Source organism: Fulvivirga maritima (assembly GCF_021389955.1).
Lineage (GTDB): Bacteria > Bacteroidota > Bacteroidia > Cytophagales > Cyclobacteriaceae > Fulvivirga > Fulvivirga maritima.
This window is the reverse complement of record NZ_CP089980.1, coordinates 2225550-2239332: the sequence shown is the minus strand read 5'-3', so window position 1 is coordinate 2239332 and position 13783 is coordinate 2225550. Positions and strand designations below refer to the sequence as shown.

General features: G+C 38.0%; 7 protein-coding genes. 3 read left to right on the top strand and 4 right to left on the bottom strand.

Annotated elements, in window-relative coordinates; translation table 11 throughout:
- Positions 1 to 45 precede the first annotated feature (45 nt).
- Together LVD15_RS09465 and LVD15_RS09460 are read left to right on the top strand one after the other, a co-directional pair.
- On the top strand, positions 46 to 603 hold the full coding sequence (locus tag LVD15_RS09465) for a hypothetical protein (RefSeq protein WP_233780042.1): 558 nt from the start codon (positions 46 to 48) through the stop codon (positions 601 to 603).
- Positions 593 to 1756, top strand: a complete 1164-nt coding sequence (locus LVD15_RS09460; RefSeq protein ID WP_233780041.1) for a DUF4934 domain-containing protein — start codon at positions 593 to 595, stop codon at positions 1754 to 1756. The genes LVD15_RS09465 and LVD15_RS09460 overlap by 11 nt, the downstream gene beginning before the upstream one ends.
- Positions 1757 to 1792: 36 nt before the next feature.
- On the opposite strand, the gene LVD15_RS09455 is transcribed toward LVD15_RS09460, so the two are convergent.
- From LVD15_RS09455 to gcvP, 3 genes are all read right to left on the bottom strand, one after another.
- The gene (locus LVD15_RS09455) at positions 1793 to 4777 is read right to left on the bottom strand and encodes a M4 family metallopeptidase (RefSeq protein WP_233780040.1); all 2985 of its coding nucleotides are present in this window, start codon (positions 4775 to 4777) and stop codon (positions 1793 to 1795) included.
- 254 nt (positions 4778 to 5031) lie between these two features.
- Positions 5032 to 8007, bottom strand: coding sequence for a M4 family metallopeptidase (locus tag LVD15_RS09450; RefSeq protein ID WP_233780039.1), 2976 nt, complete (start codon positions 8005 to 8007; stop codon positions 5032 to 5034).
- 181 nt (positions 8008 to 8188) lie between these two features.
- Positions 8189 to 11068 (bottom strand): aminomethyl-transferring glycine dehydrogenase, encoded by a 2880-nt coding sequence (gene gcvP, locus LVD15_RS09445; protein WP_233780038.1) that lies wholly within the window; start codon positions 11066 to 11068, stop codon positions 8189 to 8191.
- A 222-nt stretch (positions 11069 to 11290) separates the two neighbouring features.
- Between gcvP and LVD15_RS09440 the strand changes: the two genes are divergently transcribed.
- Complete coding sequence (locus LVD15_RS09440; RefSeq protein WP_233780037.1) at positions 11291 to 12814, top strand: M28 family peptidase; 1524 nt, start codon at positions 11291 to 11293, stop codon at positions 12812 to 12814.
- Between the two features lie 74 nt (positions 12815 to 12888).
- Here the strand turns inward: LVD15_RS09440 and lipA are convergent, their stop codons facing one another.
- A complete protein-coding gene (gene lipA / locus LVD15_RS09435) occupies positions 12889 to 13776 on the bottom strand; it encodes a lipoyl synthase (RefSeq protein ID WP_233780036.1) in 888 nt (295 codons plus the stop codon).
- Positions 13777 to 13783 lie beyond the last annotated feature (7 nt).

Genomic DNA, 13783 nt, shown 5'->3' with positions numbered 1-13783 from the left:
GCATCAATTTATATCTTCTTCCTATTTCTTTTGGCATGTAATAATATGCACAATACTACTGATTCACTAGATAAAAGCACCATTACCTTACACCTGGGACATGAGTTAATCGCAGATCTAATAATGTGGCAACATGTAAATATTGATGATATATCTTATTTGGCCGAATATGATTATCTGATGCATAAAATTATGTTTTTTTCTTTAACGTATTATAAATTGGATCAATCTATCCAGCACCAAGAGGACGGTTCTAATAAAGTCAAGTTAATTTCTTTTAAAATAATTTCATCAGATTCATTACTTGTAGCTAACTCCAATCATTTATATCTAATAAATCAGAAAGGGGAAATACACCATGATACAGTAAACAGGTATTATGGCATTCATTTTAATACTGCTGAGACTACATTATTAGAGAAGGAACTACATACTTATTTTCGGGTAATGGATTCTAACTTAAATGTTATTTATGAACACGATTTTGAAAGAAGTGTTAAGTCCACTCCTGTTTTTATAAACAACGTCATGTACATTCCGGCCTCAGATCCTCAGAAAGAAAATCCTATAGAATTAAATAAATATTTCATAAATGAAACTTAAAACTACTTTTCTACTTGTAGTTACCACTATTTTGTGCACATCCTGTTCAAATAGAACCGAAGATGTGGTATCTAATTTAAAGGAAATACACCTTTCCCCTTCAACTAATACAGTTAAGTATATAGACGATATGATTGACTCTATACAGGTTACACCTATACAGTCAACTGATTCAATTACACCTATATTTAGTAGTATTACAAAAGGAGTAAATTATGATAGTTTATATTTCTTTCTTGACGGTCAGTACACTGGTAACATCATAGTCACTAATAAATATGGGAGCTTAATTAAGCTAATCAATAATAAAGGTAATGCCCCCTATCAGTACAAAGAGGTCACAGACTTTACAATAACCGATAAAAATCAAATAGAAATTTATGATTCGCAAGCCGAACGTTTTTATTATTATGATTTTGAAGGCAATTTTATTTCAAGAAAGGATATAGGGTATAAATTTATGAACTATAAATTCAGAGATTCTCTATATTATTTATTCACTGCTAAGTTTACCAACGTTCATAATAACATAAACTATACAAATGATATACTGATAGTTCAACCTGAAGGCGAAATTATTAATAATTACCTTCCATTTAAGCCTGAAAACTTTGAAGAAGCTCGCGTTCACAACACGCATGCATTGATTAGGCATGGCGAGGAATTACTATTTAGTGATCATTTAATAGATACTATTTTTAATATTAGCCCTGATACAATAAGAGCGAAATATGTTTTTGTTTATGAAAATAATCCGCTTCCTGCTAGCTTATTACAAAATGGGCATCAAGATTTTATTAATCTATTGAATAAAGATATTAATAGATTATCCGATTATGATTTTAGCGCAGCATTGATTGATTCTGACAATGAAAATTTAATGTTTAGCTATGTGCATAAGCTAAATAAACATATAGGAGTATATAACGAACAAACTTCCTCAATACGAGAGTTTAGTTTTGAAGGATATAGTTTTACTGCTTCTCAGGTATTAACACCTTTGTTTAACAACCATAAAAGGTTTATTTCAGTCGCTCCATGGCATACACTAAATGAAATAAAAGCAAGTTTTAGATCAAATCCATTTAATGATCTAATTCCTCCTGAGGACCCCGAAACACCTTATATTATAAGCTTTATTATAAAACGATAGTTACTTAAATAAATGTTAGAAGTGTAATCATTTAAACTACTCTTTAATAACCTTCTCCACCACCTTATCTCGTTCGGTTTGAACAGTTATTATATAAATTCCCTGAGACATGGCAGACATATTAATTTCTCTACCTTCTCTGCTTATTTCTGCATTTCTCACTTCTCTACCATCTAAAGTGGTGAGTTTAATATCTAACACCTGCAGCTGATCAGGAACTTCAACTTGTAGCCTATCCTTGACAGGGTTAGGCGAAAGGGTGACTATTTTCTTCGTTTTTTCATAACCGAGTGTCTGCGCTGCTTCTATCCCTACTGGTGTAAAGGTGACTAAGGATTCTGTTATATTCACGCTATAATCTTCCACCTCACCAAACTCGAAAATTTCACAAGGTTGAGGCGCTGAATTATATTTCATAGCCACTCGCATTCTGGTAGTTCCTGTCATCACAGAATCAGGAATCGTAAATTCTGATGATAATACACCACTGGCTGATGAAGAACCTTCTACTATCTGCTCACCCTCATCCGTAAAATCTCCATTTTGATTGAAATCTATCCAAATGCCCCAACCTTCATTAAATGCTGCACTCTTATGACCTGCACTGAAGTAAATAGTATAAACTGCTCCTTTACTTAAATTAGTAGTTTGCGCTGTAAAATCACCATACCCATTATCAGCTGCTGTTTTATTATTTATAGTACCTAGCTGCACCTGATCAATCCATTCATAGCTTACATTATTGCCCCTAGCATTACAATAAAAATTAATCTCATCCAAAGTAGAAAAATTGCGAATTCCAGGCTCAGAAATATTACCAGCCTTATCTTTAGCTTTAATAGCTACCTGGTAGCTTGTTCCTGATTGGAGGTCTTTCAATAAATAGCTCTTTTCTGGAGTAAATGCTTGCAATTCATCATTTAAGTACACTTCGTAACCAGAAACACCCACATTATCTGTAGCTGTGGTCCATCGGACTTGAGCACTCACTTGAGTTATATCATTAATCATTACCAAGCCAGGCCTGCTGGGTGGCGACACATCCACATCTCCTGCTCCCACACAAAATTCCACAACAGAAGAATATCCGAATTCACCCCCGCTACCGATCACCATACCTGTAGAATCATCTCTTATTATGAAATTCCCATTGCCATAACCACAGCAAATACCATCTCCATACTCATCATTAATTATTAAGTCATATTCTCCGTCCTCTAAAGTGAACGTTTCAGATACTATAGCCCCTGGCTCTAATGATTCATAATCATCTTCAGAATCCACGATATTACCGTCTCTATCCTTAAGTGTCCAGCTAATTTCTTCTGGATGATTATCCATTGTTATGGTTAAAGTAACCGTTCCTTGAGCACAACCAACTTCTTCATCTCCGGGGTAAGCCACTCCCAGGCCCACCGCATACCAAGCATCTTGTGTGGCTATTGCTTCTTCAGAATCTTCTCCAAATAAAGACTTGGCCGCTTCAATGCCGTAATTTCTGGCATCCATATATTCAGCATTAGGCGTTAAATAGGCTACTTCTAACAGATATGCAATTTCTGCTGCTTTTTCTATCCCTATGCCCTTTACATCATAACTATTGTCATTATCATTAGAGCCGGTCTTTCCTTCAGCTAAAATATAGAACCAATGACCTAAAACACCACAATTAGTATGAATACCACCATTATCTGATGAGCCTGAATCCCAATTTTGCCCTCTATAAGTATCTGGCTGTTCTGTAGATTTAGGGTCTGCTAATGATCTTCTAACTGCTCCCAAGTCTTCTCCCAATTCCCAATTTTGCTTTGCTGGAGCAGCATAATGCTCTACACAAGCCGCCCAGATATCACTAAAGCCTTCATTAAGCGCGCCAGTTTCTCCTGTAGAATTCAACTCAGCAGTATGATCATTAATGCCATGGCCTATCTCATGCGCTACCACATCCAGTACGGTATAAGGCAGGTCTCCTGTGCCATACAAGACCCGGCTTCCATCCCAGAAGGCATTATTATTACTAGAATAGCCTAGTTCTTTCAAATTAAAATGAACATAGTTTTTAATAACAGTCCCATCATTGTCATAACTATTTCTATTAAACGTACTGAAAAAATAATCATACGTCTGTTCTGCTGCCCAGTGAGCGTCTAGCGCACCATTATCTTTAGCATTATTATCCCATTCCGCTTCAGTCCAGTTATTATCATCATCTACAAAATCGGTGGCAAGATCAAAATCAGCTCCACCTTGCATGTCATAAGTTTCTATTCCCTCTCCTCTGCTATAATCTCTCAGCCTATAACCTCCTCCTGAAAAATTTTCCGTTTTAATGGCTCGCTCCCCACTGTACCTGGTAGCCGCAGTACCTATTTCTTCTACGTGGTGTATGATAGCCTTCCTCTTCATCACTTCACCTGACTTAGCATTCACAAAAACATAAGCTCTATCTAAAGGCTGATAGGAATAAATATCAAACTTGTAGGCCAGCACACCTTCCAGGATCACTAATTCTCCTTTTGGTTTCTTATAGCCAATAGCTTTACTCTGCTCCGTATGCTGCCATAAATATTGCTTTGCTCCCACAAAATTTATCGCTTGCATAAAAGCCGCTTCAGCAGATAGAGCTGGAGTTATATCGATGTTTTCAAGCTTTTCATAGTCTCCATTCATTGAGCCTATATTACCAGCTTTAGCATGAACCATATAAACGGCATCTTCAACCGGTATACCTTTGTAGAATTGTTGATAGCGTGTATGTACTTTCCCTCGAGAATCTTTATAAGAATTAATAGCTTTAAATTCATTTTGCTTATTAACTAACAACCTCTCCCGAAAAATACGATCAACTTCCGATTCACTTACAGCTTCTTCTTTCTGATCAAATTTTAGATATGTATAGCGCCCATTTTCTTTGCTTTTGGTGGATTTCAATATTTGGCCTTTTCCCTGACCAAAAGAAAGAGAAGACACAGATATAAGCCCTATAAACACTATTAGGAATATGTAATTATGACTGTTCATAGCCAGAGGTTTAAATAAGATTAGCTTCAATAAAAATTACAACTAAATCACCAATTAAACTCATAGCAATCATAATTGTTAATATTTTATTACACAGGCAGTTAAATCGCCATTTTAAATGAGTTTCTATTACAAATAAAAAACAAAAAAAGGCTGAATCATAAATATGATCCAGCCCTCACCTTATATACTGACACCAAATAGAAGCTTAAACCCTCGCCGATTTAAGTACCACTATCCAGTACAGTAAACTCTTACTCTTTAATAATCTTTGTATTGATGACTTCTCTTTCTGTTTTCATTGATAATATATAGATACCCTGTGGTAATTGAGACATATCTATACTCACCTCTCTACCTACAGCTTCCGTTTTAGAAATCACTCTACCATTTAGCGTAGTAAGTTGAAGATCATACGCATGACCTTCCGCTGAAATAGCAACACGAGCAAAATCTTTAACCGGATTAGGAGCTACTGTAAAGTACTTCATAGGTGCTTCATTTCCTAATCTTTCAGCTTCCATACTCGCCACATCAGAAGAGGCAAAGGCTGCTATAGAATTAGTAATGTTTACAGTGTAATCTTCTACTTCTCCATAGGTAAATGAGCCACAACTTGAAGGAGTACCTCCATAACGCATAGTTACCCTCATTCTGGTAGTACCGAGCATTACTGATGCTGGCACGCTAAAAGTGCCTGATAATGTTCCTGCACTTGAGGAGGATCCGCTTACAAGTTGTTCTCCTGAATCTGTAAAATCACCATCATGGTTAAAATCAATCCAAACTCTCCAGTATTCTGTGTAACTAGAGTTAGAAAAACCGGCACTAAAGTTAATGGTATAAGAATCGCCTGGAGTTAGATCAGTGCTCAGGGCAGTATAATCTCCATAACCACCATCAGCTGTGGTAGAATTTGAAATCGATCCTAATTGCACTAAATCAATCCACTCATAACTGCTATTAGAACCTGATGATGAACAATAGCTAGCTGGAGGAGTTCCACTGGTAGTAAAACTGGCAGCAGCGGCAGTAGATGTATTTTCAGCTTCATCAAATGCTACCACAGTAACAGAATAACTAGTAGAGGCAGTCAGACCTGTTAAATTATAAGAAGTAGAAGTAGTTGTGCCTACTAAAGTCCCGCCAACAGAAACTTCATATCCTTCAACCTCTACATTATCAGTTGATGCTGACCAACTTAAAACAGCACTAGTTGCGGTAACACTGCTCACTGAAAGATTACCTGGAGTTGTAGGCGCTTCAGTATCAGGCTCCCCTCCGCCATCTCCTTCTTCTACACAGAACTCAACAAAATCAGAAGAACCAAAACTTCCGCCACTTGCAATAGTAGAACCACTTCCATTGTCTGTTAAAGTGTAACTTCCATTACCATATGAGCAGCAAATACCGTCACCAAAAGAATCACTTATTGTGAAAATATAGTCACCATCGGCTAAAGTAAATGTTTCAGTAATGGTAGATCCTGCAGAACTATAATTACCTCCCGAAGCGATAGTAGAACCGCCTGAGGCCAATGTCCAGCTGGTTTCTGCAGGGTAATTATCTAACACTAAGGTCAGAGTTACTGTACCAGTTGCACATTCATCAGGAGTACCACCTCCATATTCTGATCCTATACCTACAGCATACCATGCATTTTGGGTTGCAATAGCTTCAGGTGAGTCCGCACCATACAAATCTTCAGCGGCCTGAATACCGTAATACCTAGCTTCTGCATAACCAGAAGTAGAGGTTAAATAAACATTATTAACTCTGTAAGCAATTTGAGCTGCCTTTTCCATGCCTATGGCGGTAACATTATAGCTATCACCATTATCATTTGTTCCTGAACCTCCTACTGATAAGATATAGAACCAATAATTCTGCACTCCACTATTGGTATGCACACCTCCATTATCAGCAGAGCCTGTAGCCCAGTAAGAACCCTGATAAGTATCTGGTTGGCCAAAAGAATTAGGGTTACTAAAAGAACGAATGGCACCACCACTTCCTCCGGCACCAATTTCATCACCCATCAACCAATCATTAGAGCCTGAAGCATAATACTCAATCGACTCTCCAAATATGTCTGAAAAAGATTCATTAAGCGCTCCTGATTCGTAACTATAATTAAGGTTAGAAGAATACTCAGTTACACCATGAGAAATCTCATGCCCACAAATATCTAATGAAACTAATGGGCCATAGTTAACACCATCTCCATCTCCATAGGTCATTCGTGAACCATCCCAGAATGCATTCACGTAACCTGAAGAATAACTCACATACGATCTAATCAATGCTCCATTTCCATTATAAGAGCTTCTACCGTGCTCATTAAAGAAATATGAATACGTTTGCTCAGCCCCCCAGTGAGCCTGAACACCTGTAGCATTACCTGTGAAATTGGTACTACTGCTTGTTATTTCGGATGCATTGTTATAATTCGTACCATTATTAAGGTCAAAGGTCTGAATACCACTTCCGTCTACTGTTTGTCTTAATCGATATCCACCTGAATAACTGTCAGCTGTAAATGACACCGATCCGTTGTACAAACTGGTTCCGGTAGCTGCTACATTTGCATGATGAATTTTCTTGTTTTCAGAGATAAATTCTCCTGTTTTTGCATCGATGTAAACATCTGCTCTGTACAAGGGCTCTACAGAATAAACATCTAGTTTGTAGGCCAGTCTGTTTCTGATAATTACCAATTCTCCTTTAGGCTTTTTATAATCAATAAGCCCGGCTTCTTCGGGTTTTTCCCACAAATAACGCTTAGCACCTACATGCTGCATAGCCTTATTCAGAGCCACTGAACCTGAAATAGAAGCGGTGATATCCATCTTCTCAAATGGTGCATACTCCCCATTCATTGACTTAATAGCACCATTTTTGGAATGAACTATGTAGTTACCATCTTCTACTCTGATTCCCTTATAGTATTGTTGATACCTGATATGTTCCGCCCCATCAGAATCTTTAATAGACCGTGCTACACGTAGCTCATGACCTTCTGTAAGGCCTAATTGGTTTCGAAATACATTTTGAACTTCACTGGTTCTGACAGATTTCCGCTGAGTATCAAATACTAACTCTTTGATGAAACCCTTTTTTTTGTCTTTGATTGATTTGGAAATTTGTCCTTTTACTTGAGAAAAAACCGAAAAAGACATGAAAATTAGACATAGCGAGACCAGTCCTCGCCTGAGGTAAATTTGAATCATAATTTTTGTTTTAGGTTGAACTATTTAAACTCAATCTATAAAATAAATTATATAAATAAAATATTGCTTCAATTTTTTCGTTTGTGCTTGTTTAAAAAACAAGCTGCCAAGTCCAAATAAAAAGCCCGTAACTACTAGCTACGGGCTTTCCTTATTACTTGAATATTTTATTACTATTGGCTCAATCTTCAGCGTAATGCGCTATAGGCAAACAACTACACATTAGATTTCTATCCCCGTAAGCATTATCTACTCTACCTACTGTAGGCCAGAATTTAGCATCTCTGATATATGCCAATGGAAAAGCAGCTTTTTCACGGCTATATGGCTTATCCCAAGCATCTGCAGTAACTAATGCAGCAATATGAGGAGCATTTTTCAGCACGTTATTATCTTTATCACACGCCTCTTCTTCTACCTCTTTTATCTCTTTTCTGATTTCGATAAGTGCATCACAGAATCTGTCAAGCTCCTCTTTAGGCTCACTTTCTGTAGGTTCAATCATCATAGTACCAGCCACAGGGAATGACACTGTAGGCGAATGGAATCCGTAATCCATCAATCGCTTAGCAATATCTTCCACTTCGATGCCGCATTTCTTAAACTCACGGCAATCGATAATCATCTCATGCGCACACCTGCCATTTTTACCAGTATATAACACCGGATAATGACCAGATAATCTTTCTTTAATGTAGTTAGCATTGAGAATAGCCATGCGAGTAGCATTTTTCAATCCTTCTCTTCCCATAAGGGCAATGTAAGCATATGAAATGGCTAAAATACTGGCACTACCCCAAGGAGCTGCTGATACAGGATCAATGGCTTGCTCGCCTCCTGTTTTTACTACAGGATTTCCTGGCAAGAACGGGGCTAGCTGAGAAGCCACGCCGATCGGTCCCATACCAGGGCCACCTCCACCATGAGGTATGCAGAAAGTTTTGTGTAGGTTAAGGTGACATACATCTGCTCCTATATTAGCAGGACTAGTAAGACCTACCTGAGCATTCATGTTAGCACCATCCATATACACCTGACCACCATATTCATGGATAATCTCACATATCTCCATGATTTCTTCTTCAAACACTCCATGAGTTGAAGGATATGTTACTATCAAAGCAGAAAGTTCATCTTTATGCTCCTCTGCTTTCGCCTTCAGGTCACTTACATCAATATTTCCTTTATCATCACAGTTAACAATAACCACCTTCATACCAGCAAGCACTGCACTGGCAGGGTTAGTACCATGAGCTGATGAAGGAATCAAAGTCACATTTCTCTTGCTATCACCTCTGCTTTCATGATAAGCTCTGATCACCATAAGACCGGCATACTCACCTTGAGCTCCACTGTTTGGTTGTAGTGATACTGCCGAGAAACCAGTGATGGCACATAACCAATCACTAAGATCTTTAAACATTTCGTGGTATCCTTCCGCCTGATCTTCTGGAGCAAATGGGTGAATATTACCCAACTCAGGCCAGGTAATAGGAATCATTTCGGTAGTACCATTCAGTTTCATAGTACAAGAGCCTAATGAAATCATAGAATGCACTAATGAAAGGTCTTTATTTTCAAGCCTTTTTATATATCTCGTCATTTCATGTTCTGAATGATGAGTATTAAAAATAGGATGAGTTAAATATTCCGATGTTCTGATGAGCTCTTGCGGCCAGTTCATTTCCAAGTTTTCACTTTCTGACTGAGCAGAAAAAGATAATGAGCCTGCTTTAGCAGCTGCAAAAACAGAAAGAATTTCTTCAATATCCTCGATTCTGGTAGTCTCATCAAGAGAGATACCTACATGGTCTTCGAAATACCTGAAGTTCATTTCTCTTTTCAAGGCCTCAGCCTTCAAAGCATCTACATTATCCACTTTAATTTTTAAGGTGTCAAAGTAGCCAGTATTTAATTGCTCTATGCCAAGAGACTTAAGGCCTTTATCTAATAATAAAGTAAGGCCGTGAATACGCTCTGCAATCTTCTTTAATCCCGTAGGGCCATGATAAACAGCATACATACCTGACATTACTGCCAATAGCACCTGCGCAGTACAGATGTTAGAAGTAGCTTTCTCTCTTCTAATATGTTGCTCACGAGTTTGAAGTGCCATTCTGTAGCCAGAATTTCCTTCACTATCAACCGAAGCACCTATTATTCTTCCTGGTATTTGTCTCTTATAACTGTCTTTTGTAGCAAAATAAGCGGCATGTGGTCCACCATATCCCATAGGCACACCAAAACGTTGACTGGTACCTACTACCACATCAGCTCCCATCTCTCCTGGAGACTTCATTAACAGAAGGCTCATCAAATCTGCTGCTATGGCAGTGAATACGTCATTTTCTTTAGCGGAAGCTATAAATGAAGAATAGTCATGCACTTGGCCGTTATTATCAGGGTTTTGAACCAAAACACCATATAATTCAGGATCAGTAAGGTCTACAGTATTTACATCACCCACTACCAACTCTATACCTACAGGCAACGCTCTGTTTTTCATTACGCTGATAGTCTGAGGGAACACATTTTGATCAACAAAAAACTTAGAAGCTTTTTTCTTGCTTCCTTTTCTTGCTCCTGCTAACATGGCCACGGCTTCAGCGGCAGCAGTACCTTCATCAAGCAGAGAAGCATTAGCTATCTCCATACCTGTAAGGTCTATAATCATAGTCTGAAAGTTGACTAAAGCTTCCAGTCTGCCCTGAGCTATTTCTGCCTGATAAGGAGTATAGGCAGTATACCAACCCGGGTTTTCAAGTATATTTCTTAATATAACAGGAGGAACAAACGTGTTGTAGTATCCTGCTCCTATATAAGACTTGTATATCTTATTCTTGCTGGCAAGGGTCTTGAAATCATTTAAAAATTTATACTCAGTCTTTGCCAAAGGCAGATTTACCTCCTCCTTTAGCCTTATAGCCTGAGGAATAGTCTGGTCAATTAGTTCTTCCAATGATGCGGCCTTTATTAAGCCCAGCATCTCCTTAATTTGGTCCTCGTCGGGTCCAATGTGCCTCGTTTCGAATCTTTCCAGGTTGTTAATTTCAAGTTTCATTAGTGAAGTAAGTTCTTGTAAAAACACTTCCATTTTGCCCGCCAAAATGAAAATGCAAAGTTAGTATTTCTTTATCAGAAATAAGCAACAGCAAAAACTTATAAGGACGATTATTAAACGGTGAATTTGCCGTTTGTAACAATTCATCAGAAATTAAAGACACAAGGGTATATTTTTTTTTATTTTTGAAAATAAACATTTCTAAAAATCAGCTTATTACATATGCGAAAGCTTAAATTATTTTTGATAGCGTTTGTCCTTACCGGCAGCTTATATGCTCAGGATAAAACCGCTGAGAAATATGCATCTACCATAACCAAGGAAGATTTACACGAAGATCTTTCTATTTTAGCTTCGGATGCGCTAGAAGGAAGAGAAACCGGCACAAGAGGACAAAAAATGGCTGCGGCTTTCATTAGTGCACATTTTGAATCTTTAGGGTTAACTGCTCCCGTAAAAAATGGAGACAGAAAAAGCTATCTACAGCCGGTAGAGCTATACTCTATAGTACCAGGAGATATTTTCATAGAAGTGGACGGTAAAAAGAAAAAGAACTTTGAAGATATAATCTACTATGGTACGTCTAGCACAAATAGCGTTTTAACCTCTGATATTGTATTTGCCGGAAGTGGCTCTGAAGAAGACTTTAACCAGGTAAAAGCAGAAGGCAAAGCGGCTCTGATATTTGTAAATAACCTAAGAGACCCTAAAGTGATGCAAAATGCTGAAAAAGCGAATGTATCCATCCTTTTTGCTGTAACAGATGCTACTGATGAGGATTTTAAAAATACTACTAACAGATTTAAAAGATATTTATCAGGAGGAAGATTATCATTAGAAAAACCATCTATTGCTTCTGGCAGTGCTGACGGCGTATTTCTGGTATCTCCATCTACAGCAGCTGAGATCTTCAACACATCAGTAGAAAAGTTAAAAGCTGCTGCTGATGAAAGTGGCAAAAAGTCATTAAAGAAGATCAAAGGCAGCTCTATTAAATATCAAACCGAACAAAAAGTAAAGACTGTAGGATCTGAAAATGTATTAGGCTATTTAGAAGGTTCTGACAAAAAAGAGGAGCTTATAGTAGTAACTGCTCACTATGACCATGAAGGAATTAAAAATGGACAAGTTTATAATGGTGCTGATGATGACGGCTCAGGAACCTCTGCCGTATTAGAAATATCAGAAGCCTTTGCAAAAGCTAAGGAAGATGGAAACGGCCCACGCAGAAGCATGCTATTTATGACTGTGACAGGTGAAGAAAAAGGTTTATTGGGCTCTAGCTATTATACAGACAATCCTGTTTTTCCTTTAGAAAATACGGTGGTGGACCTTAACATTGATATGATCGGCCGTATAGATGAAAAGCATGAAGACAATATTAACTACGTATACCTGGTAGGCGCTGACAAACTTTCTTCAGAACTGCATACCATCAGTGAAAAAGCGAATGAGACTTACACCAAATTTGAGCTTGACTATACGTATAACGATGAGAATCACCCGGAAAGAATCTATTATAGATCTGACCACTGGAACTTTGCCAAGAATAACATCCCTGTAATTTTCTATTTCAATGGAACGCACGAAGATTACCACCAGCCCACTGATACTGTAGATAAGATTAATTTCGAGCTATTAGAAAAAAGAGCCAAACTAGTTTTCTATACTGCCTGGGAACTGGCTAACAGAGAAGAAAGAATAAAAGTAGATAAACCTTCTGAGCAAAAGCTTAATCAGGATTAAGGTTATGAACTACCTAATAAAAAAGCCGGACAATGAATCATTGTCCGGCTTTTTTATTTTTATTTCTTCATCAATTAGATTGGCACATTCACATGTCTCTCTGCATGATATGATGATCTCACCAATGGCCCAGACTCAACATATTTAAGTCCTCTTTTCAAACCTTCTTCTCTATATGCATCAAACTGATCAGGGTGAATAAACTCAGCCACTTCAAGGTGCATTTTTGTTGGCTGTAAATACTGCCCCAGCGTAAGGATATCTAATCCATTAGCAGCCAGATCATCCATAGCCTTGTGCACTTCATCCTGAGTTTCGCCCACGCCAAGCATAATTCCTGTTTTAGTTCTCATGCCTGCCTCTTTAGTCTTTTTAATTTGCTCCAGACTTCTATGGTATTTGGCCTGAGGTCTAACTCTTCTATAAAGTCTTTCTACAGTTTCTATATTATGCGAAACCACTTCCTGCCCTGGCTCAATCATTCTATATAAAGCATCCCAATTTCCTTTTACATCAGGGATTAAGGTTTCTATAGTAGTCTCAGGGCTAAGCTCTTTAGTCAATTTCACCGTTTGGTACCATATCTCTGCACCTCTATCCTTCAGCTCATCTCTGTTTACAGAAGTAAGCACGGCATGCTTTACTCCCATCAACTTAATGGCTTCAGCTACACGTTTAGGCTCTTCTTCGTCATACTCAGGAGGCCTGCCCGTAGCTACGGCACAGAAAGTACAACTTCTGGTACACACATTACCTAAAATCATGAAAGTAGCCGTACCGGCACCCCAGCATTCTCCCATATTAGGGCAGCTTCCACTTTCACAAATAGTATGTAATTTATGGTTATCAACCAGTTTTCTCACTTTAGCATACTCCTTACCAATAGGTAATTTTACTCTAAGCCAGTCTGGTTTACGTTTTTTCTTTTGTTCTCCTTCAGAAATTACTGGTAGTTCTATCATAAGTAGG